Source organism: Brevundimonas sp. (genome assembly GCF_024711105.1).
In the GTDB taxonomy this organism is placed as follows: Bacteria; Pseudomonadota; Alphaproteobacteria; order Caulobacterales; family Caulobacteraceae; genus Brevundimonas.
Genome location: NZ_JANJTL010000032.1, coordinates 1 through 21,416 on the forward strand (window position 1 = coordinate 1; position 21,416 = coordinate 21,416).

Sequence of the window (21,416 nt, forward strand, 5' to 3'; positions counted from 1 at the left end):
GCGCAGCAGGCGCGGCTCGCGCACGATGTAGGTCAGGGCCTCGCGCTGGTCCCAGCTGTGGTTGCCCAGCGTCAGGCAGTCGGCCCCCGCGGCGAACAGCTCGCGCGCGGTGTTCTCGGTGATGCCGAAGCCGCCGGCGGCGTTCTCGGCGTTGACCACCACGAAGTCGAGGCGCAGCCGCTGGCGCAGGTCGGGCAGGTGATCCGAGAGCCCGTCGCGGCCCGACTTGCCCACCACATCGCCAAAGAAACCCAGTCGCATTCAGTCCGCCTTTCCGGCGGGCATATAGCCGCTCTCTGTCAGAACGCCATGCAGCGGCATGTCGTGCCCTTCGGCGGGCAGGCGCTCGACCTGCTGGGCCGCCCAGGCCAGGCCGACGCGGACAGCGTCCGGACGAGCGGCGAAGGTGCGGTCGTAGTAGCCGCCGCCTTGCCCCAGCCGGTGGCCGAAGGCGTCGAAGGCGAGAAGCGGCGCGATGATAAGGTCGGGATTGACCTGCGGCGCATCCGGCAGGGGCGCCGCCGAGCCCACCAGGTCGGGCCGCAGCGCCTGACCGGTCGTCCAGGCGCGAAAGACGAGCGGGGCGTCCAGCCGTTCGACGACCGGCAGGCACAGATCGCAGGACAGGCCAATCAGCGCGCGGGCAAGCGGAGCGGGGTCAATCTCCGAACCCATGGGACGATAGAGGGCGACGGTCAGGCGGCGGCCGCGGCGGACTTCCTCCGGCCAGCCGCCCATCGTTCCGAACAGGGCGTCGAGCATTGTCTCGGCGTGGCAGGCGGCCCGCCCGGCGGCCCCGGGATCGGCGACGGCCAGCGCCTTGCGGCGCGCCCGGGCGGCGGAGCGGAGGTCGGCCTTCGACATGGTCCGGACTGCATAGGCCCTGACGCCCGGAAAAGCGAAGGCGCCGCCCGGGGCCGGACGGCGCCTCTCACCCCTGGGAGGGGACCCGCGGCCTAGTGGCCAGAGCGCCGGCTGTTGCGCAGTAGGCTCGGCACGGCGACGGCCGCGCCCTGGCCGGACTGGCCCTGGACCTGCGACGGCGCGCCCGGCTCGGCCTGCGACTGGGACGCCGCGGCCTCACGCACGCGCTGGACGGCCGGGAGCAGCAGGCCGGCCGTTTCGCCGTGATCAGGCCGCTCGATGTCGCGCGGACCGGCCTGACGGCCGTCAGCGCGGCCGTCGCCGTTCACATCGCCGGCGGCGACAAAGACGCCGCCCTGGTAGTCGTCCGAAGACTCGCCGCGCACGCCGTCGATCTCGAGCAGATAGTCGGTGGAGGCGGCCTGTTCCTCGTGATCGTCGCGGTCACGCGAGCCGAGCAGCCGGGCGCCCAGATCGATCAGGGCGACGACTTCGCCGACGCTGACCCCGTCGCGGCCGCGATCACGGTCGCGGCCGCGGCTCTGGGCCTGGGCGGCCTCGGCGGCGAAGCCGAGGGCGAGAGCGGCCACGGCCGCGGTGGTGATGAACTTGTTCATGTCTGTCTTCCTCTGTTGCGACACGGGTGCGTCAGGCAGCCGCGTTCGTGAGAGGGGTATGAGGCCCGCAAGGACCGGCCGCCTCCTCCGTTCGGAGGAGGAGAAAACAATGTTCAGGAAAGCGCGCGCAGCGCCGGATCGGTGACGATCGTGCGGACCAGATCAGCCTGCCGGTTGGTCCCCAGCTTGGCGAACAGGCCGTTCAGGTGCGTTTTGGCGGTGGTCACGGAGACGCCGGCGGACTCGGCGTAGGCCGCCAGGTTCTCGCCGGCGCAGAGCGCCACCGCCAGCCGCGCCTCGGCGGGGGTGGCGTCGAAGCGGGCGCGCAGCCCTTCTTCGGAGATGGCCTGCTGCTCGGCCGGATCGTGCACCAGGATGATGGCGAGCGGCCGGATCGCCGCGAAGATCGAGCGGCGGGGATCCGACGGCACGACCGAGACCGACAGGGGCGTTCGCCCGCCGCCGCGCGGTATGGCCAGCGAACTGGCGACCGGTCGTGGCCGGGTGGCGCGCTCGATCGCGGCCTTCAGTCGGGCGTCAGCCTCCGCGCGGACCGCCAGGAGCCTGCCGCCCTGATCGGTCAGGGTCCCGCCGCGCGCGAGCAGGCGCTGGGCCGCCCGGTTCGAGAACACGAGCTTACACCGGTCGTCGACGGTCAGCACGGCCGCGGCGAGGCGTTCGAACACCGCCAAGCTGGAGCGCGACTGGGCGTGCAGCAGGTCAAGCCGCTCGGCCATGTCGAAGGCCTGGCGCAGGTGTGGGACCAGCCGGTTGAGCACCTGGTTCTCGATGCCGTCGTAGGAGCCGAAGCGCTGGCCACGCATCAGCGCAAGGCTGACCCGGTGCCGGCCGCCGGTGACCAGGTTTAGGTTGACGGCGTGGTGAAGGCTCTGCGGCCGCATGTATTCGTTGAAGAACTCGCTGGCCTCGAGGGCGTCGCGCGCGACGACGTCCTCGGCGAGCAGCACCGGCGCGGTGTGACGCGCCGCGTTGAGGATCAGGACATTCCGGGGGTGCAGCTCCTCGCGATAGAGAGCCGCGTATTTGGGATCGAGCCCGCGGTGCAGCAGCGTCCGGTTGCGCCACGGCTCGTCGGTCGGATGGGCGTAGACGGCCACGGCCGACGACAGACGCCGCTCGCACATTTCGCCGAAGACCGGCCACAGCTCCGGGTCACCGGCCGCGGCGTAGGCGGCCTCGATCAGCTCGAGCGTGATCTCCGCCGCGGAGGGCGCGCCAAGAGGCTTGCGCGGGGCCAGGGTCGAGCTCCGTGCTGCGAAGCTGGACCGTAGCACAACCTGCAGACGAGGCCGAATCCGGATGACGTGTGGGGAAGGTGGCGGCGCCGCGAGGACCGGTCAGGACTGTTTATCCCCTCGACCTGGATAACCAGGTGGGCGCCGTGTGCCTGGGCCCTCGAGCCCTGACAGGGACAGCTCCCTTCGAGACGATTAAGGTCGCTGGGATAGATCGCCTTCGCGAGAACCGCAGCAGCCGCCGGGATTGAAGATAGGCGCGGCGCCTCGAAAATTCCACCTCAATGGACTACATGCGCGGCCATGACGCTGGCGGAAACCATCTGCCCGATCCCGGCCATCGCGCCCATGTCCGACGGGGACCTGGACGGCGCGGTCGCGGCCGCGCGCGCGGCCGTCGGCCTGCCGGTCGGCGCACGCGTCGTGGCGGCCATGTCCGGGGGGGTGGATTCCACCGTGGTGGCGGCCCTGCTGAAGAAGGCGGGCTATGACGTCGTCGGGGTCACGCTGCAGCTCTATGACCACGGCCAGGCGCTGAAGAAGAAGGGCGCCTGCTGCGCCGGCCAGGATATCCACGACGCCCGGCTGGCGGCCGAGACCATCGGCATCCCCCACTATGTGCTCGACTACGAAAGCCGCTTTCGCGACGCGGTGATCGACCAGTTCGCCGACAGCTATCTGCGCGGCGAGACGCCGGTGCCCTGCATCCGCTGCAATCAGACCGTGAAGTTCCGCGACCTGCTGGACGTCGCCCGCGACCTGGGCGCCGAGGCCATGGCGACGGGACACTATGTGCGCCGGGCGGTCACGGACGGACGGCCGCAGATGAGGAAGGCGATCGATCACTCTCGCGACCAGTCCTATTTCCTGTTCGCCACCACGGCCGAGCAGCTGGACTTCCTGCGCTTCCCGCTGGCCGATCTGGCAAAGCCGCAGGTGCGCGGTGTGGCCGCCGAGCTTGGATTGCGCATCGCCGCCAAGCCGGATAGCCAGGACATCTGCTTCGTGCCGTCGGGCGACTATCGGACCCTGATCGACCGGCTGCGTCCGCAGGGCCGCGAAGCGGGCGAGATCGTGCACCTGGACGGCCGGGTTCTGGGGACCCACGGCGGCATCACCGACTACACCATCGGCCAGCGCCGCGGCCTGAACGTCGCGGTCGGAGAGCCCCTGTTCGTCGTGCGGCTGGAGCCCGAGGCGCGCCGCGTTGTGGTCGGCCCGCGCGAGGCGCTGCTGACCGGATCGCTGACCCTGGACGAAACCAACTGGCTCGGCGACGAGCCGACCATAGAGGCGGCGGCGGACGCCGGTCGCCCGGTGCTGGCGCGCGTCCGTTCGACGCGGGATCCGTCGGCCGCGCGGCTGGCGATGCAGGATGGCGTGGTCTCGGTCGTGTTCGACTCGGGCGAGGAGGGCGTCGCCCCCGGCCAGGCCTGCGCCCTCTACGATCCTGCCGACCCCGACCGCCTGCTGGGCGGCGGCTTCATCAAGGCGACGACCGCTGTCGTCTGATCCCCGGTCGCTGGAGAGCCGCACCGGGCTGCCCGACGCCATGCGCTGTCTCCTGGCGGAGTTCCCGCGCGAGCACTGGGGCGCCGGCCTGCCCCAGACGGCGGCCTTCTGGCTCCAGATGCACGCGGGTTTCCGGGGCGCCCAGGCGCGGATGGCCGGGCTGGTCGCCGGCTGGCGGGCCGGCGAGACGGACGTGCGCGGCCTGCATGGGCGGCTGATCCCGGAGCTGCAGGCCTTCCTGCAGCACCTTGACGGCCACCACCGCATCGAGAGCGGCCATTACTTCCCGCAATTCCGGACGCTCGAACCGCGCATCGGCGAGGGCCTGGACCTGCTCGACCGCGACCACGACACCATCCACGCGCACCTGGAGGCGCTCTATCGATCCGGAATGGCGCTGCATCAGGCGGTCAGCGCAAATGCGCCGGATCAGTCCGAGGCGGCCGCGCGGCTAGCCGAGGCTCTGGACCGCGCCGGCGCACCGCTGACGCGCCATCTCGACGACGAGGAAGAGGTGGTCATCCCGCTCATGGCGCTGCGCGCGGCGGCGATCGACTGACCCGATCCGGGTCGCTTCGGTCTGGTCTCGGCGGCGCAAGGCTTTATAGGGCGCCCTCCCCGAAACAGCCGGACCATCTCGATGCCGCCGATGACCCTGGAAGCCGTCGCCGCCGACTTGACCGCGCTCGAAGCCGTGGTGCGGGCGATGGCGAGCGCACAGGCGCGCAAGTCCCCCACCGCGCTGGGCGACCTGTTGCAGGCGCTGGCTGCCGAAGCTGAGCAGATGACCGCCCAGGCCGAACTCATGGGCGACGAAGCCCGCGCCGAGGCCGGATCCGCCCGCGCCGTGGTCGAAGCCTGGATGGAAGACCTCAAGGACAGGGCGATGGCCGCCCAGAGGCCGTCGAACCGCGCCAGCTTGCCGGGCGCGGCGCTCAGCTCCTGGATCAGGGCATGGGAGAACGCGCGGTTCTTGCCGACGTGCATGGTGCCCTCCACCGAGCGAACTCCGCGTCCGTCCCGCACCAGCCACCCCCGGGCCACCAGCGCGTCGATCCGTCGACGCACGGACTCGCGCGGCAGGCCGGTCGATTCAGCGATCGCGCGACCGCTCGTGGGCCGAATGAACTGCTCGGGCAGGTCGTTCTCACCGAGAGACGCCAGGAGTTCGGGATCCCGCACGTGCGCGCCCACGCTGGCGCACACGACCGTCAGATAGACGATCACCGTCTCCAGGTCGTCATCGGGAAAGCAATCCCGCGCGTGCCGGACCAGCCGCAGCAGAACCTCGACGGCGACGAGGGCGCGGGCCCGCTCGCCGCCGGTGACAGGCTGATCCTTGTCCGGGACGGGGTTCATGCCGGTTCCGAATGTTGGCTAGCCAACATGAGGGATTTGGGTCGCCGCGGCCAGCGTCCGGAACAGGCGGTCGCGCGATCGTGTTGAGACGGCGAACCCGCAGGAGCACGCCATGGACCGCGCCGCCGACACCGCCTCGCCCACCTCCGACGCCCGCGCGGCGGCGCGCGAGGAGCGCGACATCCAGAAGGGCATCGACGCCAAGGACACGGCCAGCGCCGGCGATGAGAAGGATGGTGGCGCCATGCAGGCGGGCGCCCGCAGGTATCCCGAGCCTCCTTTCCCTAAACAGCACCCGTCCAAGCCGGGCGACGAGGCGGCGCTCGATCCCGCGCCCATGTACGACGCGCCCTACTGGAGGGGCTCCGGCAAGCTGGAGGGGTTCGCCGCCCTGATCACGGGCGCGGATTCCGGCATCGGCCGGGCGGTGGCGGTGCTGTTCGCGCGCGAGGGCTGCGACGTGGCCGTGGCCTATCTGACCGAGAAGAAGGACGCCGAGGAGACCAAGCGGGCGGTCGAGGCCGAGGGCCGGAGCTGCATCCTCATCTCCGGCGACGTCGCCGAGCCGGACTATGCGTCCAAGGCGGTCAAGGCGACGCTGGACGCCTTCGGCCGGCTCGACGTGCTGGTCAACAACGCCGCCTTCCAGGAGCACGCCTACAGGCTCGAGGACATCACCGACGAGCACCTGGACCGGACGCTGAAGACCAACCTCTACGGCATGGTCCGGCTGTGCCGCGAGGCGATCCCGCACATGAAGCCGGGGTCCTCGATCATCAACACGGGATCGGTCACGGGCATCGAGGGCCAGAAGATGCTCCTCGACTATTCACTGACGAAAGGCGGCATCCACGCCTTTTCCATGTCGCTGGCGGGCGCCCTGATCGAGAAGGGCATCCGGGTGAACGTGGTCGCGCCCGGCCCTGTCTGGACGCCGCTCAATCCCGCCGACCGCGACGCCGAGGGCGTCTCGGAGTTCGGCTCCAGCGTCGCGATGAAGCGCCCGGCCCAGCCCGAAGAGATTGCGCCTGCCTTCGTCTTCCTCGCTTCTCCGCAGATGTCGTCCTACATATCGGGCGAGATCCTGCCGGTCGTCGGCGGGCCAAATAGCTGACGCCACATAATTTCCACGAAGCGGCTGCATCCGGGGCGGGTGCGCATCGCCTCTGGTGAAGAGCGGCTTCATCGAGGACGGACGTGGACTCCTGGCTTAACGATCTCGGCGACTTCATCTCGCGCAACGCCTTCTGGGCGGGGCCGGTGCTGGGGCTGATCACCTTCGGCGAGTCCATGGTGCTGATCGGGGCCTTCTTCCCGGCCACGGCGCTGATGCTCGTCGCGGGCGGCCTGGCGGCGGCCGGGGTGGTGAACCTCTTCGAGGTCATCGCCTGGTGCGTGGCGGGCGCCTTCCTGGGCGACGCCGTGTCCTACTGGCTGGGCCGCAAGCTGGGGCCCAAGGCCTGGCGCCATCCGATCCTGAAGGGCCAGCGCCGCATCGCCTCGCGCTCGCGCCTGTTCTTCCGCAAGTACGGCGTGCTTTCGATCTACCTGTGCCGGTTCATGGGACCGGTGCGCGCCTTCGTGCCCCTGATCGCGGGCATCACCACCATGCCGCACCTGAGATTCCAGCTGGCCAACCTGGGCTCGGCGCTCATCTGGGTTCCCGTCATGCTGGCGCCGGGCTATCTCGCGGGCATCGGGGTGACCCTGCTGGGCGAGAACGAGCACGCCCTGGAGTGGATCGCCGGCGGCGTGGCCGTCTTCGTCCTGACCTATGTCGGCCTGCGCGCCTTCCTGAAGTCGCGGAAGGCCAGGCTCGCGGAAGCGCGGCATTAAATTCACGACAGGTTGCGTCCGTCGTGGTGAGGTGCGGCCTCTAGGGTACGTCACCCCCGCACGAGGAACACGATGCGCCGCACTGCCTGCCTGGTTTCCGCCTTCGCCCTTCTCGCCGGCCTGCCGGCCGCGCCCGCCCTGGCCCAGGAGGCGACGTCGGCCTCCGCCGAGCAACATCGCACCTACTCGGCGGCCCAGTTCTTCCAGACGACCAGCTACGGCCTGGCGGCGGCCGGCGGCCACGCCTTCTCGCCGGACGGCTCGCACGTCCTGATCTCGTCGGATCGCTCGGGCGTCTTCAACGCCTACGCCCTGCCGGTGGCCGGCGGCGAGCCGGTTCCGCTGACCAGCTCGACCGACAACGCCACCTTCGCGGTGTCCTACTTCCCGAACGACGGCCGGGTGCTGTTCACCGCCGACCGCGGTGGGGACGAACTCAATCACGTCTATGTCCGCAACGAGGACGGCTCGGTCACCGACCTGACGCCCGGCAACAATCTGAAGGCGGGCTTCCTCGGCTGGTCGGGCGACGGCTCGACCTTCTACCTGACCTCCAACGCCCGCAATCCGCAGGCCTTCGACATCGTCGCCTTTGACGCTTCGACCCTCGAGAGCCGGATCCTGTTCGAGAACTCCGGCGAGTTCTTCCCCTCGGCGGTGTCGCCTGACGGGCGCTGGATCGTCATCGACAAGGCCAACACCTCGGCCGACAGCGACATCTATCTGGTCGACCTGCTGGGCTCTGGCGAGCCGGAGCTGATCACCGAGCACGAGGGCGACGTCGCCTATGGCTCCTATGAGTTCACGCCGGATAGCGCGGCCCTCATCTACGGCACCGACGAGAACGGCGAGTGGAACCAGGCCTGGCGGCGGGACCTTTCGACCGGCGCTGTCACACCCTTGGTCCAGGCCGACTGGGACGTGATGTTCGTCACCTACAGCCCGTCGGGCCGGTATCAGGTCTCGGCGCTGAACGCCGACGCCTCGACCGACCTGACCATCACCGACACCACGACCGGCCGTGCGGTGACGCTGGACGGCGTGCCGGACGGCGACCTTTCCAGCATCCGCTTCAACGACGACGAGAGCCGCATCGCCTTCGCGGTCGTCTCGGACACCTCGCCGGCTGATGTCTTTGTCGCCGACCTCGCGACCGGCCAGGCCCAGCGCCTGACCCAGGCCCTGAACCCCGAGATCAACGAAAGCGACCTCGTGGAAGCCACCATCGTCCGCTACGAGGGCGAAGGCGGCGTGATGATCCCGGGCGTGCTGTACCGGCCGCGCGGCGCCTCCGCGGAGACTCCGGTCCCGGCCATTGTTCTGGTCCACGGCGGGCCGGGCGGCCAAAGCCGGCGCGGCTATTCGGCCATGATCCAGCACCTGGTGAACCACGGCTATGCGGTGCTGGCGGCCAACAACCGGGGCTCGTCGGGCTACGGCAAGACCTTCTTCCACATGGACGACCGGGCCCACGGCGAGGCGGACCTGCGCGACATCGTCGCTGGCGGGCAGTGGCTGCGCGATCAGGACTGGGTGGCCGACGATCAGGTTGCGGTCATGGGCGGCTCCTACGGCGGCTACATCACCGCCGCGGCTTTGGCCTTCCACCCGGAGGCCTTCGAGGCCGGGATCAACATCTTCGGCGTCACCAACTGGGTTCGGACCTTGGAATCGATCCCGGCCTGGTGGGGCGCCCAGCGTGACGCCCTGTTCGACGAGATGGGCGATCCGGCCACCGACGCCGAACGGCACCGCCGCATCTCGCCCCTGTTCCACGCGGACAACATCGTGCGGCCGCTGCTGGTCGTGCAGGGCGCCAACGATCCGCGCGTGCTACAGGTGGAGAGCGACGAGCTCGTCGCCGCAGTGCGGGCCAACGGCACGCCGGTCGAATATGTGATCTTCCCCGACGAGGGTCACGGCTTCCGTGGGCGCCAGAACCGGATCACGGCGCAGGAGGCCTATCTGGCCTTCCTCAACGAGCACGTGCGGGGGAACTAACCCCAGCTCATCGGGCCGCGCCTGGGGCGACCGCCGCCCCAGGACCGGTCCGAGGCCTCGTAGCCGAACGCGCGCATCCTGTCGGCCAGTTCGGCTGGCGGGGCGGCGAGCATGGCCCAGGCCATCTCGTTCAGCCGGCCAAGCAGCGTCTCCGCCTCCATCCGCTCAAGCCAGGCGACCAGCTTCGGCCAGGTGTCGCGCTTGGGCTTGCAGCGGGCGGCGCGGGCGTTGAGGAAGGCCGGGGCCATGGCGTAGTCGGCGCCGCAGGCCTGGTTTCCGCACAGGAACGGGCCGTCCCCCAGCTGCCGTTCCAGATAGCCGAAGACCTCGGGCGCCAGGGTTTCGGACCCGCGCTTCGCCCGCTCCAGATCGCCTTCCTCGCCCAGCACGTGGGGACGGACGATGCGCTCGAAGAAGACGTGGCCCAGGAGCACGTCGGCTAGGCGGGTGTCGGCGTACTCTTCGAGCCAGCGGGCCCGCGCCCTCTGCGCCAGGTCCACCGGCCAGATCGAGGGTTCGGGCCAGCGCTCTTCGAGGTACTGCAGGATCACGCTGGAATCCGCCAGCGTCACCTCGTCATCCATCCAGACCGGGATGCGCCGGAGCGGGTTGAGGTCGCTGAACGCGTCATTGCTGACGAAGGCCACGATCGGGTCGATGCGGACCTCGACGCCCTTCAGCGCGCACGGCGCCAGGATCTTGCGCACGAAGGGCGAGATCGGCGTGCCGATCAGAAGCGGCGGGCTCAGGCGGCTTCGTCCTTGGCCAGCACCTCGGCCACAGTCGGCCGGTCGGCGGTGAAGGTCGCCTCGATGTCGCGGCGCTGGACGATCTCGCCGCAGCAGGCGCAGGCCATGCGCGATTGCAGTTCGGAGCCGCAGGTCTTGTGGGTGAACACCACGCCCGCGTCCATGTCGCCGTAGAGGTGCTTGGAGCCCCAGCCGTGCAGGGTCAGCAGGACGTCGGACAGGTCCTTGCCCTTCTGGGTCAGGACGTATTCGTTCCGGGGCGGCCGCTCTGAATAGAGGCGCGGCTCCAGCACGCCGTGGGCGACCAGGGTCTTGAGCCGGGCGGCCAGAACGTTGCGGGCGACGCCGAGCCGCTCCTGCCACTGTTCGAAGCGGCTGACGCCCTGGAAGGCGTCACGGATGACGAGCAGGGTCCAGGGGTCGCCGATCACTTCGAGCGTGGCGGCGATCGAACAGCTCTGGCGTGAATAGTCGGCGGTGCGTCCCATGCGGATGAAAGTGACCTCGCGTCAGCGTTTTGACAAGTGGGTTGCGATTCGGAACGCAGCCGACTAGGTTTCTTTTCGCAACGATCTTCGGCCTACCCCGGTCGGACGTCTTGCGCCAACCTGCGAACTGGGGCGGAAGGGGCGGACCTTTCCGCCCTCTCTTTCGAAGGTTACCCGATGCCCCAGAGCCTGGACGACGCCCTTCGCCTGACGCCAGACGGCGCGCTGCTGACGGCGGAGCTGACCGGCGACTTCTCGAACGGACCGCAGAGCCAGCCGCCGGAGAAGGGCTTTCCCTTCGGAGGTCTGCTCGCCGCCCTGGCTGCGGGCGCGATGCGGCAGGGCCTCGGCCTGACCGCCCCCTTGCGCACCCTGACCGTCCAGTACCTCGCCGCCGCCCGCTTCGAACGCTCCGTCGGGTTCCGTCCGCGTCTGGTCCGGGGCGGTCGGACGGTGGCCTACGCCGCGGTCGAGGCCGGCCAGGGCGAGCGCCACACGCTCCACGCCATGGCGACCTATGGTGGGGACTCCGAGACGGTGCAGCTGCGTCCCCTGACCGCCGTCCCGCCCGCCTTCGACGGCCTCGATCCGTCCAAGCAGATTCGCGGCCCCATGGCGCCCTGGTTCACCCAGTACGTCGACTACCGCTTCGAAACCGGCCCCAACATCCTCGGCGGCAACGAAGGCAAGGACGCCGTCGAGCGCCTGTGGATGCGTACGAAGGACGGCAAGCCCCTCGACGAGGCGCGGCTTTGCTACCTGCTGGACGCGCTCTATCCGCCCGCCTGGACCGCCTTCCGGCGGCCGCCGATGATGACCTCGGTCGATCTGCGCTACGACATCCTGACCGATCCGACGCCCGAGACGGCGCCCGACGGATGGGCCTTCTTCGAGTACCGCATGCACGAGATCGGCGCGGGCTGGACCGTCGACGACGTCATCTGCTGGGGCGCGGACGGCACGCCGCTCGCTCTTGGTCGCCAGCGCCGCAAGCTGCTATGACGCACCGCAACATCGCCTGACTTCGTTCCTCCCCAAGGACATTAGACCATGACCCAGCCTTCCGATCCCGTCGTCATCTGCTCCTTCGCCCGCACGCCCATGGGCGGCTTCCAGGGCGCGCTGTCCAACGTGAAGGCGACCGAACTGGGCGCCACCGCCGTCAAGGCCGCGATCGAACGCGCCAAGGTCGATCCGGAGAAGGTCGAGCAGATCTTCATGGGCTGCGTGCTGCCCGCCGGCCTCGGCCAGGCCCCGGCGCGTCAGGCCGGCATGGGCGCGGGCCTGCCGCAGCATGTCGAAGCGACCACCGTGAACAAGATGTGCGGTTCGGGCCTGCAGGCCGCCGTCATGGCGCACGACGCCCTGCTGGCCGGCACCGCCGAGGTGATCGTCGCCGGCGGCATGGAATCCATGACCGGCGCCCCCTACGTCATGGCCAAGCACCGTGGCGGCGCCCGCATCGGCCACGACGTCATCTCGGACTCCATGTATCTGGACGGCCTCGAGGACGCCTATACGCCCGGCAAGCTGATGGGCGCCTTCGCCGAGGACACCGCCCGCAAGTATCAGTTCACCCGCGAGGCCCAGGACGCCTACGCCATCGAAAGCCTGAAGCGCGCCAACGCCGCCATTACCTCGGGCGCCTTCGAAGCCGAGATCGTGCCGGTGGCCGTGACCACCCGAGCCGGGACCGAGACCATCTCCACAGACGAACAGCCGGGCAAGGCGCGGCCCGAGAAGATCCCGACGCTCAAGCCCGCCTTCGCCAAGGACGGCACCATCACCGCCGCCAACGCCTCGTCCATCTCGGACGGCGCCGCCGCCCTGGTCATGACCCGCGAGAGCACCGCCAAAGCCATGGGCCTGAACATCGTCGCCCGCGTCGTCAGCCACGCCGCCCACGCCCACGACCCGGCCGAGTTCACCACCGCGCCGGTCCCGGCCATGCAGAAGGCCCTTCAGAAGGCCGGATGGTCGGTCGAGGACGTCGACCTGTGGGAGGTCAACGAAGCCTTCGCCGTCGTCCCCATGGTCGCCATGCAGGAGATGGGCATCCCGCACGAGAAGCTGAACGTGAACGGCGGCGCCTGCGCGCTCGGTCACCCCATCGGCGCCTCGGGCGCCCGGGTCATGGCCACCCTGCTCTCGGCGCTGCAGCAGCAGGGCAAGTCCAAGGGCGTCGCCTCGCTCTGCATCGGGGGCGGCGAAGCCGTGGCCATGGCGGTGGAGCTGGCGGCCTGATCATCATTGCGCCGGTCCCCTTTGCCGCCTTAAATCAAGGCGGAGGGGACATGGACCGCGAATTCCGCATCGCCATCGCGCTAACCGGCCTCGTCGCGGCCTGGTTCGTCGGGCTGGTCCTGCTCATCCGATACGCCGTGCCGATGGTGCTTGAGGCGCGCTTCACCGGCGCGATGTTCGTGGCCGTCGTGATCGGCGTCGCCGGCGTCCTGGGCCTCGCCTGGGCCGCCCTCCTCATCTACCGCTGGGCGCGCCGCGCCCTTGGCCGCCAGGGATAGACATGACGAGCACGGGCAACGGCTGGAACACCCGGCTTCCCATCGGACCGGCGCCGTCGATCGGCCGCACGCTGGGGCTGGTTATTGGCCTCGTCGCCCTGCTGGTTATCTCGGCCGTCACCGTGACCTCGTGCAGCGTCACGGTCGAGAGCGGCTACATGGGCATCAAGACGACCCGGTTCGGGGCCAACCCCGGGGTGCAGCGCGAGGAGTTGGGGCCGGGCTTCCACTGGGAAGGCATCGGCGAGAAGATCCGCACCTATCCGACCCTGCAGCGCACCTACAGCTACACACGCGAACCTAACGAATACGGCAGCGAGAACGAGGAGATCACCTTCTCGGACATCCTCGGCCTGCCCATGTCGGCTGACGTGGCGCTCACCTTCCGGGTCCGAGAGGACCGCGCCGCCGATCTGTTCGCGACCTGGCGGCAGGAATTCGACGCCTTCATCGACGGCCCCCTGCGCACCTCCGTCCGCGCCGCCATCGCGCGTGAAACGGAGAAGCTGCCGGTGGCCTGCAACGCGCAAGCGTCCGCCTCTCCGACGATCCAGCCCATCGCCCCGGCTCAGGGCGAGTCCCCCGCGACTGCGCCGACCGGAGACGATCCTGACTGCCCCGGCCAGCTCATCGGTCCCGGTCGGCAGGTGGCGCTCGGCGCCGCCATGCGGGCGCTGCAACGGGAGTGGGGGCCGCAAGGGCTCGAGATCATCCGGATGGAGTGGGTGGGGTCGATCCGCTATCCCGAGAGTGTGGTTCAGGCGATCCAGGCAAGAACCACCGCCGAACAGAACACGCGGGCCGCGCTGGAACGGGTCAATCTCGAGCGGGCCAATGCAGAGGCTCGCATCGCGCAGGCCCGGGGACAGGCCGAGGCCAACAGGCTCCTGGCGGAATCGATCCGGTCCAATCCGGAGGTCGTCCGCCTGCGCGAAATCGAGCGAACCCTGGGCATCTGCCCGCTCAGCGCCGACACCTGCGTCGTCGGTTCGGATGTGAATATCTCTGCGCTGATCGCGTCGCGGGACGGAGCCGCCGGCGACCGCTAGGTGACGTCTGTCACCTCGACCTCCTGGCCGTTGACCACGGCCGCATCCCCCGCCCGCTTGCCCAGCAGCGCCCGCGCCAGGGGCGAGACGTGGCTGACCGAGCCCTGCGCCGGATCGGCCTCGTCCTCGCCGACGATGCGCCAAGTCTGGACCCGGCCGTCCTCGCGTTCGATCGTGACCGAGCCGCCGAAGCGGACGCGGCCGTCCGGCTCGACCTCGGTCAGCTGGGCCGAGGCACGTCTGGCCGACCAGTAGCGCAGATCTCGCGTGGCCCGCGCCATGGCGGTGCGGTCCTTCTCGATGCTCCCCGCCGCCTGGGCCGCCGTATAGGCCGCCTTGGCCTCGGCCAGCTCGCGCTCGATGGCGTCAAGGCCCTCGCGGGTGACGAGGTTCGGATGCGGCGAGACCGGCCGGTCAGGCAGATCCGCCGCCGTGGCCTCGAGATCCTCTTCGCGAGTGAAGGCGACGCTCATGGGGCGTCAGCGTACGGGCGCCGCCTTCGTTCCGCCAGTCAGCGCCCCTCGGCCAGGAAGGCGTCGACCAGCTCGTTCAGCCGCTCCGGCTGGTCGGCCATGATGAAGTGGCGGCTGCCGTCCACCCGCTCCAGCCGGACGCCCGGCAGCCCGGCGTATTCGCGCGACCACATGGCGTCGGCCATGGCGGCGGGCGCGCCGCCGTCGGCGTCCGAGGCGTAGACGGCCCAGACCGGCGTGGTCATGGTCGAGAGCCGCGGCTTGGCGTCCGTGAGCATCACGTCGCGAATGGCCGACGCCAGGGCGCGGCGGTCCGAGGTGACGGACCATTCGACCATGGCGGCACGCGTGGCTTCATCGCGGGCCATGCCAATGGCGACCTGCTGCTGCCCGGCGCGGAAGGCGGCCTCGTCCAGGGCCAGCATGCCGCGCGCGGTCTGTTCGGCGTAGAGCCGGGCCGTCTCGACCGTCACCTGCGGCCCGTAGAGCACCGAAAAGAACGGCAGGCTGTCGACGCTCATCACCCGCGAGATGAGCTCCGGACGCTGCTGGGCCAGCATCAGGCCCGAAAGGCCGCCCATGGAGTGGCCGATCACGGCGGGCCGATCCAGCGTCGCCGCATACCGGGCCAGCTCGTCCAGCGCCGGCTGCAGGAAGGGGCCGTCGCCGTGGCGCCACGGCTCACCCGCGAACCCCGCCAGCTGGACCAGGTGCACTCGGTGCGTGGCCGACAGCCGCTCGGCCAGCGGCCGCCAGACCTCACGCGAGGAGGCGAAGCCGGGGATGAGGATGACGTCGGGGCCGGCGCCGATGACCTCGACGGACAGCCGGTCCGAGGCGAAGGCGGTCGCCGCGGGCTGGGCCCGGGCCTCGGTGGCGATCAGCAGGCCCACCCCGGCGATGAGGCCCACCAGGGCGGCGATGAACAGGGCGCGCAGCTGCGGCCCCGACAGGCGTCGGGCGATGTGGATCATGGTCGTGTCTCCGATTGGGTGCGCGGCCTCAGCCGTGCGGGTTCTCGAACAGGTCCTCGACCTTCAGGCCGAAGGTGGAGGCGAGGCGGAAGGCGAGGTCAAGCGAGGGATCGTGCTTGTCGCTTTCGAGCGCGATGATGGCCTGGCGCGAAACCCCGACCGCCCGGCCCAGGTCTTCCTGCGTCCAGCCGCGCTCGGCCCGCAGGACGCGGAGCCGGTTCTTCATCGCGCCGAGCTCCGCACGAACAGCGGCATCGGGCCCATCAGCGCCCAGAAGACGACATAAGCCCACCAGCCTTCCAGATGGGGCGCTCCGGCCAGCCGCTCGCCGAAGCCCCAGAAGACCGCGAGCGCCAGGGTCAGGCCCGCCGCGATGATGAAGCGCTTGGCGGTGACGCCCGCCACGAACTCGTCGCTGTCGCGGATGAAGGCGAGCGTCGCCCAGATCTGGCCTGCGACCGGCGCGGAAACGGCTGCGGCCAGCAGCCAACCGCTGACGCCGCCGATGGCGTCCAACGCCCCGCCGAGAGCGAGCATCAGCGCCACGACATAGCCGAGCATGAAGATGAAGGTTCGAAGGCTGTAGGCCTTGGCGGCGGACGTCATGTCAGCTCCTCCTGACGAAATGTCAGGTCAACATGACATGCGCGAAGTGTAAGGTCAACATGACATTTGGGGACGCGGAACGTGCAGCGCTCGGTTTCCGCCCAACGTTCTGTATTAAAACGGACTTATGTACGATCTCCGACAATTCTGCCCTGCGCGTGTGTTCTCGGGGCGGATGTTCGTCGAAACCTGCGAAGAGCGCGCCCGCGACTGCGAGGCGCGGGCGAAGGCCGACCCTGGTCAGCGGGAGATGTGGCTGAAGATGGCGGAGGACTGGCGCCGCGCCGCCCTGAATCCGGCGGCCAATGATCCTCAACTCCCGCCCGAAGCCTAGCTGTCGGGCCCGCCTGACGCGCGCGCCTAGGCCGCCGCGTCGCGCTCGATGCGCTCGATAAGGTCGTCACCTGCGTAAATCTCCGCGCTGACAGCCAGGGGCCGGTCGGCCAGCATCGCGTGAGCGAAGGCGCGCGCCTTGCTCAGATCCTCCTGCGGGAGGACCTCCATATGGTCGACGTCAGAACTTCGTGTTCGGACGTAGCAGATGTAAGTCATGGCGAGCTCCTTCAAGCCACACAGGCGGGGAGCATGAGCCGTCAGGCTGTCTCTCAGTCGCTGGGCGCCCCGGATAATGTCCCAGCAATGCGGTCAACTTAGCTCGACCTCGCCGGAGAAGCGAATCCTTGCCGATCACAGAATCGGGAGCGCGGAACCGCACATTGCGCGTCGCGTTCCGGCGCGTCACAAGACGTGCATGACCTCACAGTCTCCGGCCCGTGGCCGCTCCCTCTCGGATCCCGACGCCACCGCCTATCGCATGGAGCTGATGTCGCTCGATGCGAAGTTGCCCGTCACCGTCCTGACCGCCGCCGAGGACCCGGAAGCCGAGGCCTTCGGGGCGGAGGTCGCCGACTTCCTGCGCGACGCGGGACGCCAGGTGCAGGTCCAGGCCGTACGCTGCGACCCGCCGTTCCGTGGCCTTCAGCTCTATGCCGGCGAGGACAAGGTCCAGGTCGTGATCGGCCACAGCATGCGGCACGGCCCGTCCTTCCTGTGGCCGCTGGCGCCCAAGGCATAGCCACGCTTGGCGCCGGGCCGCGCTCGGCCCATCTTGATGGGATGAAGATCGTCCTCCTCTCGATCGCCGTGCTGGCGGCCGCGGGCGCGGCAGAGGCCCAATCCTGGCCCGCGCAGCAGCCCGACTTCGCCGCGGCGGCCCAGCGTGACCGGCTGGAACGCGACCGCTGGCGCGCCGGCATGGACCAGCGCGCGGCCGAAGCCCGGGCCGATCAGCGCCGCACGGACGCCGTCCTCTATGGGCTGCAGGCCTCACGTGGGCCCCTCGTCGCCCCGCCGGACGGGCCGACGGCGCCTCTCGAGCCCCTGACCGGACTGGCCGTGCAGGAGGCCTGGTCGGCTAGCGAAGCGCGCGGGCGCGCCGTCTCCGCCGACCAACGGCTTCAGGCCATGGACGCCTGGTTCGACCGCTCCCGGCGCGAGCCCTGAAACCGTACGCATCGGATTGCCGCCCTCGCGCGTTCGGCTAAGCTGGACAGGAAGCTTGCGAGGCTCAGATGCGGTGGCAGGGCGGACGGCGTGGCGGCGGGATCGATGACCGCCGCGGCATGGGCGGAGGCGTCATCGGCGGCGGCCTGGGAGTCGGGGTGCTGGCGCTCCTCGGCTATTTCATCTTCGGCATCGATCCGCAGATCACGACCCAGCTGGCCGGCGCGCTGGGCACGGGCCAGGGTCAGGGCGAGATCGGCTCGCCCGGCGACGAGGCCGGCGGCTTCGTCGATGTCATCGCCACGAACACGACCGATGTCTGGTCCAGCCTGATCTCGGGCTACGAGCCGCCGCGCGTCGTGCTCTACGAGGGCGGCACCGGCACGGCCTGCGGCTTCGGCCAGGCCCAGATGGGGCCGTTCTACTGCCCGCTCGACCGGCAGGTGTATCTCGACCTCAGCTTCTGGCGGACCATGCAGGATCAGCTGGGCGCCGGCGGCGACTTCGCCCAGGCCTATGTCATCGCCCACGAGGTCGGCCACCACGTCCAGACCCTGACCGGCGCGTCGGACCGTGTCCGCCAGATGCAGGCCCAGGCCCGCAGCGAGGGCGAGGCGAACCAGTGGTCCGTCGCGCTGGAGCTCCAGGCCGACTGCTACGCGGGCGTCTGGGCGGCCAATGCGGCACGCGTCTCGGGCGGCCAGGTGGCGCTGGAGGCGGGCGACATCGAGGAAGGCCTGAACGCCGCCTCCCAGATCGGGGACGACACCCTGTCCGGCGGCCGCGCCAGCCCGGAAACCTTCACCCACGGCACCTCGGCCCAGCGGGTCGAATGGCTGCGCCGCGGCTATCAGTCCGGTGACCCGAACAGTTGCGACACCTTCGCCGCCATGGGCGGGGGCGGCGCGGGCCAGCCGTCCAAGGGCGTCTGAGGCTTGACCGAACCGACCGCCGGAGCCTTCGACGGCCGCACCCACCTGCTACCCGTGCGCGTCTACTATGAGGACACGGATTTCACCGGCCTGGTCTATCACGCCAACTACCTGCGCTATTTCGAGCGGGGTCGATCGGACTTCCTGCGGCTGGTGTCCTCGGGCCATGCGGAACTGCTCGAGCGGGACGACCCGATGGCCTTCGTGGTCACGCGCATGGACATCCGCTTCCTGAAGGCTGCGCGCATCGACGACGCCCTGGTGGTCCGCACCGCGTATGAGGCGATCAAGGGGCCCCGCCTGATCATCCGTCAGTCCATCACGCGCGGCGACCAAACGCTGTGTGAAGCCGACGTCGAGGCCGCCTGCATCGACCTGAACGGCCGCCCGCGCCGCCCGCCCCGGGCCATGGCCGAAGCGCTGGGACCGTGGCTCCGCGACAAGGCCGCAGATTAGCCCTCAGCGCTTCGGCGATGACGTTTGCGTCATGCCATCAATCCGTCACTTCCCGCGGCTTGTCTCGCAGGCCCCGATCTTGCAAGCGGGGCCTGAATGCGCCGACCGCACCTGGAGACCTGAATGCCGCCCGAGAGCGCCGCTGACGCCCTGAATGTCGTCAACCTGTTCATGCATGCCGACTGGGTCATCAAGGGCGTGATCCTGGGACTGGCGTTCGCCTCCCTGTGGTCCTGGGCGGTGATCTTCGACCGGGCCGTGCGGTTCGGGGCCATGAATCGCCAGGCCAACGCCTTCGAGGAAGCCCTGGCCAGCGGCCGATCGCTGGAGGATCTGGCCAACCAGGCCGGCCCCAACCCGAACCAGCCCCTGCCCCGCATGCTGGTGGCGGCCATGCGCGACTGGCGCGACGCCCGCTCGGGCGGACCGCTGACCGAGGGTCAGGCCGGCCTGCTCATCGCCCGTGTGGACCGGACGCTGGACTCCATCATCGCCCGCGAGAGCGCCCGAGCCGAGGAGGGGCTGGGCGTGCTTTCGGTGGTGGCCACCTCGTCGCCCTTCATCGGCCTGTTCGGAACCGTCTACGGCATCATGCACGCCTTCGGCGACATCGCCGCCCAGGGCAACACCAACCTGACCACGGTGGCCCCGGCCATCGCCGAGGCCCTGTTCGCGACCGGCATCGGTCTGGCCGCGGCCATTCCGGCCTATATCGCCTACAACAAGTTCTCCATCGACGCGGGCAAGTTCACCGGCCGGCTGGAGCGCTTCGCCGACGACCTGCAGGCCGCCATCGCCAAGCGCCTGGCCGATCGCGCCGCGCCGGCCGCCCACGGCTACGATCGCCCCGGAGGGATCTGATGGCCCTGTCCGCCGGAGGATCAGGCGGTCACCAGCGGGGCCGCAGACGGGCGCGCAAGCGGCCCCTGTCCGAGATCAACGTCACGCCGCTGGTCGACGTCATGCTGGTGCTGCTGATCATCTTCATGGTCGCCGCGCCTCTGCTGACGGTCGCCGTGCCCCTGGAGTTGCCCAAAACGGACGCCGGCTCGGTCGACCAGGCCGAGGAGCCGATCAGCGTCTCGATCCAGCGCGATGGCTCCATCTTCGTGCAGGAGGACGCCGCCTCGCTCGACCAGCTCGGCCCGCGCATCTCGGCCATGGCCAGCAACAACTTCGAGCACCCGATCTTCGTCCGTGCAGACGGCCAAGCGCCCTACGAGGCCGTGGCCCAGGTGATGGCGCGGTTGTCCTCGGTCGGCTTCACGCGGCTGAACCTGGTGACCGACAGCGCCGGTCCCGCGCCGGCGGCCCCGGCCGCCGGGACCCAGGACACGGAGGCGCCCTGACGTGCCGCGCCTGACGCCGGCCATCGTGCTTTCGGCCCTGTTTCACCTGGGCCTGCTGGCGCTCGCCCTGATCGCCTGGCCCCGGCAGCCGGTCGATATCCAGCTGGGGGCCGTGCCGGTGACCGTGGTGTCGGACGTCTTCCAGGACGCCGCCCCGTCGCCCGAGACCGCCGACGATCCGCTTGAGGAAATCTCGCCCGAGCCCCTGCCGAGCGAGGCGGACACGCCGGAACCGCCCGCGCCGACGCCGACTCCGGCGCCGCCCCAGCCCACGCCGCCCACCAAGCGGCCGCCGACCACGACGGCCCAGCCGGACCGCACGCCGCAGCGTCCGCCTCAGCAACCGCAACAGCCGACCCAGACGCGCGAGGAGTCCTCGCTCGATCTCGACGCCATCGCCGGTGGGGGCGGCCCCCGCCGGCCGCCCCGGCCTCCCGGCCGTCCGCCAACGGAGTCCGGCTCGGGGCAGGCCGCGGTCCTGACCGGTCCGCAGGTGGCGGCCTTCGGCCGGCAGGTCGTTCCGCACTGGAACCTGACCTTCTGCAACATGGCCGGCGGCGATGACATGACGATCCGCATGCGCCTGACCATCGGCGCCAATGGCCGGATCAGCGAAGGACCGGTGCTCGTCCAGCAGCAGTCCGGCTCGGTCTACCGCGCCGCCTCGGAGAGCGCGCTTCGCGCCGCCCGCGCCGCCGAGCCCTACGACGTGCCGGTCGGCTATCGGACCAGTGAGATGACCTTCGTCTTCCTGACCGAACAGGCCTGCCGTGGGCGCTGATCCCGTCAGCCTTCGTCAGCCGCCTGCCGCATCGTCGCCGCATTCCCGCATTCACCTGTCCGAAAGGCGAAGGCCGCTTCTTGGATGCG

28 protein-coding genes and 1 other RNA gene are annotated in these 21,416 nt (G+C 70.1%); 17 read left to right on the plus strand and 12 right to left on the minus strand.

The window, feature by feature from the left end:
- The 5 genes from Q0M60_RS01965 to ssrS form a co-directional block, all read right to left on the minus strand.
- Nucleotides 1-261 (minus strand): YmdB family metallophosphoesterase (locus Q0M60_RS01965; protein WP_296815260.1); only part of this gene is annotated, 261 nt, incomplete at its 3' end.
- On the minus strand, nucleotides 262-864 hold the full coding sequence (locus Q0M60_RS01970; protein WP_296815263.1) for a 5-formyltetrahydrofolate cyclo-ligase: 603 nt from the start codon (nucleotides 862-864) through the stop codon (nucleotides 262-264).
- A gap of 92 nt (nucleotides 865-956) precedes the next feature.
- Nucleotides 957-1,481 (minus strand): hypothetical protein, encoded by a 525-nt coding sequence (locus tag Q0M60_RS01975; RefSeq protein WP_296815265.1) that lies wholly within the window; start codon nucleotides 1,479-1,481, stop codon nucleotides 957-959.
- A gap of 113 nt (nucleotides 1,482-1,594) precedes the next feature.
- The gene (locus Q0M60_RS01980; RefSeq protein ID WP_296815267.1) at nucleotides 1,595-2,776 is read right to left on the minus strand and encodes a hypothetical protein; all 1,182 of its coding nucleotides are present in this window, start codon (nucleotides 2,774-2,776) and stop codon (nucleotides 1,595-1,597) included.
- Nucleotides 2,777-2,820: 44 nt separating this feature from the next.
- Nucleotides 2,821-2,978, minus strand: a non-coding RNA gene (gene ssrS, locus Q0M60_RS01985) — 6S RNA.
- A gap of 107 nt (nucleotides 2,979-3,085) precedes the next feature.
- Between ssrS and mnmA the strand changes: the two genes are divergently transcribed.
- The 5 genes from mnmA to Q0M60_RS02010 all read left to right on the plus strand — a co-directional run bounded on the left by mnmA (nucleotide 3,086) and on the right by Q0M60_RS02010 (nucleotide 9,445).
- On the plus strand, nucleotides 3,086-4,249 hold the full coding sequence (mnmA, locus tag Q0M60_RS01990; protein WP_296815388.1) for a tRNA 2-thiouridine(34) synthase MnmA: 1,164 nt from the start codon (nucleotides 3,086-3,088) through the stop codon (nucleotides 4,247-4,249).
- Between the two features lie 40 nt (nucleotides 4,250-4,289).
- Entirely contained in the window at nucleotides 4,290-4,808 is a 519-nt protein-coding gene (locus Q0M60_RS01995) for a hemerythrin domain-containing protein (protein ID WP_296815269.1), read from the plus strand.
- Nucleotides 4,809-5,720: 912 nt separating this feature from the next.
- Nucleotides 5,721-6,722 (plus strand): SDR family oxidoreductase, encoded by a 1,002-nt coding sequence (locus tag Q0M60_RS02000; protein ID WP_296815272.1) that lies wholly within the window; start codon nucleotides 5,721-5,723, stop codon nucleotides 6,720-6,722.
- Between the two features lie 83 nt (nucleotides 6,723-6,805).
- On the plus strand, nucleotides 6,806-7,444 hold the full coding sequence (locus tag Q0M60_RS02005) for a DedA family protein (RefSeq protein ID WP_296815275.1): 639 nt from the start codon (nucleotides 6,806-6,808) through the stop codon (nucleotides 7,442-7,444).
- A 72-nt stretch (nucleotides 7,445-7,516) separates the two neighbouring features.
- Nucleotides 7,517-9,445 (plus strand): S9 family peptidase, encoded by a 1,929-nt coding sequence (locus Q0M60_RS02010; protein ID WP_296815276.1) that lies wholly within the window; start codon nucleotides 7,517-7,519, stop codon nucleotides 9,443-9,445.
- On the opposite strand, the gene Q0M60_RS02015 is transcribed toward Q0M60_RS02010, so the two are convergent.
- Both Q0M60_RS02015 and Q0M60_RS02020 read right to left on the minus strand, forming a co-directional pair.
- Nucleotides 9,442-10,308 (minus strand): glutathione S-transferase family protein, encoded by an 867-nt coding sequence (locus Q0M60_RS02015; protein ID WP_296815390.1) that lies wholly within the window; start codon nucleotides 10,306-10,308, stop codon nucleotides 9,442-9,444. The two genes, Q0M60_RS02010 and Q0M60_RS02015, sit on opposite strands and share 4 nt — an antisense overlap.
- The gene (locus tag Q0M60_RS02020; protein WP_296815279.1) at nucleotides 10,191-10,682 is read right to left on the minus strand and encodes a helix-turn-helix domain-containing protein; all 492 of its coding nucleotides are present in this window, start codon (nucleotides 10,680-10,682) and stop codon (nucleotides 10,191-10,193) included. The genes Q0M60_RS02015 and Q0M60_RS02020 overlap by 118 nt, the downstream gene beginning before the upstream one ends.
- Nucleotides 10,683-10,859: 177 nt before the next feature.
- Here Q0M60_RS02020 and Q0M60_RS02025 point away from each other — a divergent pair, with 177 nt between their 5' ends.
- The 4 genes from Q0M60_RS02025 to Q0M60_RS02040 are packed head-to-tail and all read left to right on the plus strand — an operon-like array spanning nucleotide 10,860 to nucleotide 14,253.
- The gene (locus Q0M60_RS02025; protein WP_296815282.1) at nucleotides 10,860-11,684 is read left to right on the plus strand and encodes a thioesterase family protein; all 825 of its coding nucleotides are present in this window, start codon (nucleotides 10,860-10,862) and stop codon (nucleotides 11,682-11,684) included.
- Between the two features lie 48 nt (nucleotides 11,685-11,732).
- On the plus strand, nucleotides 11,733-12,926 hold the full coding sequence (locus Q0M60_RS02030; RefSeq protein WP_296815284.1) for an acetyl-CoA C-acyltransferase: 1,194 nt from the start codon (nucleotides 11,733-11,735) through the stop codon (nucleotides 12,924-12,926).
- A 50-nt stretch (nucleotides 12,927-12,976) separates the two neighbouring features.
- A complete protein-coding gene (locus Q0M60_RS02035) occupies nucleotides 12,977-13,204 on the plus strand; it encodes a hypothetical protein (RefSeq protein ID WP_296815287.1) in 228 nt (75 codons plus the stop codon).
- A 2-nt stretch (nucleotides 13,205-13,206) separates the two neighbouring features.
- Nucleotides 13,207-14,253, plus strand: coding sequence for an SPFH domain-containing protein (locus tag Q0M60_RS02040; protein WP_296815290.1), 1,047 nt, complete (start codon nucleotides 13,207-13,209; stop codon nucleotides 14,251-14,253).
- Here the strand turns inward: Q0M60_RS02040 and greA are convergent.
- From greA to Q0M60_RS02060, 4 genes are read right to left on the minus strand one after another with little or no spacing between them, the layout of a single operon-like run.
- Nucleotides 14,250-14,726 carry a transcription elongation factor GreA gene (gene greA / locus Q0M60_RS02045; protein WP_296815293.1) on the minus strand — a complete coding sequence of 159 codons (477 nt, stop codon included), beginning with the start codon at nucleotides 14,724-14,726 and terminating at the stop codon, nucleotides 14,250-14,252. The two genes, Q0M60_RS02040 and greA, sit on opposite strands and share 4 nt — an antisense overlap.
- Before the next feature lie 38 nt (nucleotides 14,727-14,764).
- Nucleotides 14,765-15,700 carry an alpha/beta hydrolase gene (locus Q0M60_RS02050; RefSeq protein ID WP_296815296.1) on the minus strand — a complete coding sequence of 312 codons (936 nt, stop codon included), beginning with the start codon at nucleotides 15,698-15,700 and terminating at the stop codon, nucleotides 14,765-14,767.
- A gap of 28 nt (nucleotides 15,701-15,728) precedes the next feature.
- Nucleotides 15,729-15,926: a helix-turn-helix transcriptional regulator gene (locus Q0M60_RS02055; protein WP_296815298.1), complete on the minus strand. Its 198-nt coding sequence runs from the start codon at nucleotides 15,924-15,926 to the stop codon at nucleotides 15,729-15,731.
- Nucleotides 15,923-16,306, minus strand: coding sequence for a hypothetical protein (locus Q0M60_RS02060; protein ID WP_296815300.1), 384 nt, complete (start codon nucleotides 16,304-16,306; stop codon nucleotides 15,923-15,925). Before Q0M60_RS02060 ends, Q0M60_RS02055 begins: the two co-directional genes overlap by 4 nt.
- Nucleotides 16,307-16,481: 175 nt before the next feature.
- On the opposite strand from Q0M60_RS02060, the gene Q0M60_RS02065 reads away from it, so the two are divergent.
- The gene (locus Q0M60_RS02065) at nucleotides 16,482-16,640 is read left to right on the plus strand and encodes a hypothetical protein (protein WP_296815303.1); all 159 of its coding nucleotides are present in this window, start codon (nucleotides 16,482-16,484) and stop codon (nucleotides 16,638-16,640) included.
- Between the two features lie 26 nt (nucleotides 16,641-16,666).
- On the opposite strand, the gene Q0M60_RS02070 is transcribed toward Q0M60_RS02065, so the two are convergent.
- Nucleotides 16,667-16,858, minus strand: coding sequence for a hypothetical protein (locus tag Q0M60_RS02070; protein ID WP_296815305.1), 192 nt, complete (start codon nucleotides 16,856-16,858; stop codon nucleotides 16,667-16,669).
- Nucleotides 16,859-17,057: 199 nt separating this feature from the next.
- On the opposite strand from Q0M60_RS02070, the gene Q0M60_RS02075 reads away from it, so the two are divergent.
- The 7 genes from Q0M60_RS02075 to Q0M60_RS02105 all read left to right on the plus strand — a co-directional run bounded on the left by Q0M60_RS02075 (nucleotide 17,058) and on the right by Q0M60_RS02105 (nucleotide 21,327).
- Nucleotides 17,058-17,381: a hypothetical protein gene (locus Q0M60_RS02075; protein ID WP_296815307.1), complete on the plus strand. Its 324-nt coding sequence runs from the start codon at nucleotides 17,058-17,060 to the stop codon at nucleotides 17,379-17,381.
- Nucleotides 17,382-17,422: 41 nt separating this feature from the next.
- Complete coding sequence (locus Q0M60_RS02080) at nucleotides 17,423-17,809, plus strand: hypothetical protein (protein WP_296815309.1); 387 nt, start codon at nucleotides 17,423-17,425, stop codon at nucleotides 17,807-17,809.
- Between the two features lie 68 nt (nucleotides 17,810-17,877).
- Nucleotides 17,878-18,741, plus strand: a complete 864-nt coding sequence (locus Q0M60_RS02085; protein WP_296815312.1) for a neutral zinc metallopeptidase — start codon at nucleotides 17,878-17,880, stop codon at nucleotides 18,739-18,741.
- A gap of 3 nt (nucleotides 18,742-18,744) precedes the next feature.
- Nucleotides 18,745-19,197: a tol-pal system-associated acyl-CoA thioesterase gene (gene ybgC, locus Q0M60_RS02090; protein WP_296815315.1), complete on the plus strand. Its 453-nt coding sequence runs from the start codon at nucleotides 18,745-18,747 to the stop codon at nucleotides 19,195-19,197.
- Between the two features lie 123 nt (nucleotides 19,198-19,320).
- A complete protein-coding gene (tolQ, locus tag Q0M60_RS02095) occupies nucleotides 19,321-20,058 on the plus strand; it encodes a protein TolQ (RefSeq protein ID WP_296815318.1) in 738 nt (245 codons plus the stop codon).
- Nucleotides 20,058-20,546, plus strand: coding sequence for an ExbD/TolR family protein (locus tag Q0M60_RS02100; RefSeq protein ID WP_296815320.1), 489 nt, complete (start codon nucleotides 20,058-20,060; stop codon nucleotides 20,544-20,546). Before tolQ ends, Q0M60_RS02100 begins: the two co-directional genes overlap by 1 nt.
- 1 nt (nucleotide 20,547) lies before the next feature.
- Nucleotides 20,548-21,327: a hypothetical protein gene (locus tag Q0M60_RS02105; RefSeq protein WP_296815322.1), complete on the plus strand. Its 780-nt coding sequence runs from the start codon at nucleotides 20,548-20,550 to the stop codon at nucleotides 21,325-21,327.
- Nucleotides 21,328-21,416: the final 89 nt, after the last annotated feature.

What these genes read in the sequence shown, in the direction of transcription:
- Q0M60_RS01970 (WP_296815263.1), bottom strand. Translation starts at nt 864, where the DNA reads ATGTCGAAGGCCGACCTCCGCTCCGCCGCCCGGGCGCGCCGCAAGGCG.
- Q0M60_RS01975 (WP_296815265.1), bottom strand. Translation starts at nt 1,481, where the DNA reads ATGAACAAGTTCATCACCACCGCGGCCGTGGCCGCTCTCGCCCTCGGC.
- mnmA (WP_296815388.1), top strand. Translation starts at nt 3,086, where the DNA reads ATGTCCGACGGGGACCTGGACGGCGCGGTCGCGGCCGCGCGCGCGGCC.
- Q0M60_RS01995 (WP_296815269.1), top strand. Translation starts at nt 4,290, where the DNA reads ATGCGCTGTCTCCTGGCGGAGTTCCCGCGCGAGCACTGGGGCGCCGGC.
- Q0M60_RS02000 (WP_296815272.1), top strand. Translation starts at nt 5,721, where the DNA reads ATGGACCGCGCCGCCGACACCGCCTCGCCCACCTCCGACGCCCGCGCG.
- Q0M60_RS02010 (WP_296815276.1), top strand. Translation starts at nt 7,517, where the DNA reads ATGCGCCGCACTGCCTGCCTGGTTTCCGCCTTCGCCCTTCTCGCCGGC.
- Q0M60_RS02020 (WP_296815279.1), bottom strand. Translation starts at nt 10,682, where the DNA reads ATGGGACGCACCGCCGACTATTCACGCCAGAGCTGTTCGATCGCCGCC.
- Q0M60_RS02025 (WP_296815282.1), top strand. Translation starts at nt 10,860, where the DNA reads ATGCCCCAGAGCCTGGACGACGCCCTTCGCCTGACGCCAGACGGCGCG.
- Q0M60_RS02030 (WP_296815284.1), top strand. Translation starts at nt 11,733, where the DNA reads ATGACCCAGCCTTCCGATCCCGTCGTCATCTGCTCCTTCGCCCGCACG.
- Q0M60_RS02035 (WP_296815287.1), top strand. Translation starts at nt 12,977, where the DNA reads ATGGACCGCGAATTCCGCATCGCCATCGCGCTAACCGGCCTCGTCGCG.
- Q0M60_RS02040 (WP_296815290.1), top strand. Translation starts at nt 13,207, where the DNA reads ATGACGAGCACGGGCAACGGCTGGAACACCCGGCTTCCCATCGGACCG.
- greA (WP_296815293.1), bottom strand. Translation starts at nt 14,726, where the DNA reads ATGAGCGTCGCCTTCACTCGCGAAGAGGATCTCGAGGCCACGGCGGCG.
- Q0M60_RS02050 (WP_296815296.1), bottom strand. Translation starts at nt 15,700, where the DNA reads ATGATCCACATCGCCCGACGCCTGTCGGGGCCGCAGCTGCGCGCCCTG.
- Q0M60_RS02055 (WP_296815298.1), bottom strand. Translation starts at nt 15,926, where the DNA reads ATGAAGAACCGGCTCCGCGTCCTGCGGGCCGAGCGCGGCTGGACGCAG.
- Q0M60_RS02060 (WP_296815300.1), bottom strand. Translation starts at nt 16,306, where the DNA reads ATGACGTCCGCCGCCAAGGCCTACAGCCTTCGAACCTTCATCTTCATG.
- Q0M60_RS02065 (WP_296815303.1), top strand. Translation starts at nt 16,482, where the DNA reads ATGTTCGTCGAAACCTGCGAAGAGCGCGCCCGCGACTGCGAGGCGCGG.
- Q0M60_RS02070 (WP_296815305.1), bottom strand. Translation starts at nt 16,858, where the DNA reads ATGACTTACATCTGCTACGTCCGAACACGAAGTTCTGACGTCGACCAT.
- Q0M60_RS02075 (WP_296815307.1), top strand. Translation starts at nt 17,058, where the DNA reads ATGACCTCACAGTCTCCGGCCCGTGGCCGCTCCCTCTCGGATCCCGAC.
- Q0M60_RS02080 (WP_296815309.1), top strand. Translation starts at nt 17,423, where the DNA reads ATGAAGATCGTCCTCCTCTCGATCGCCGTGCTGGCGGCCGCGGGCGCG.
- Q0M60_RS02085 (WP_296815312.1), top strand. Translation starts at nt 17,878, where the DNA reads ATGCGGTGGCAGGGCGGACGGCGTGGCGGCGGGATCGATGACCGCCGC.
- tolQ (WP_296815318.1), top strand. Translation starts at nt 19,321, where the DNA reads ATGCCGCCCGAGAGCGCCGCTGACGCCCTGAATGTCGTCAACCTGTTC.
- Q0M60_RS02100 (WP_296815320.1), top strand. Translation starts at nt 20,058, where the DNA reads ATGGCCCTGTCCGCCGGAGGATCAGGCGGTCACCAGCGGGGCCGCAGA.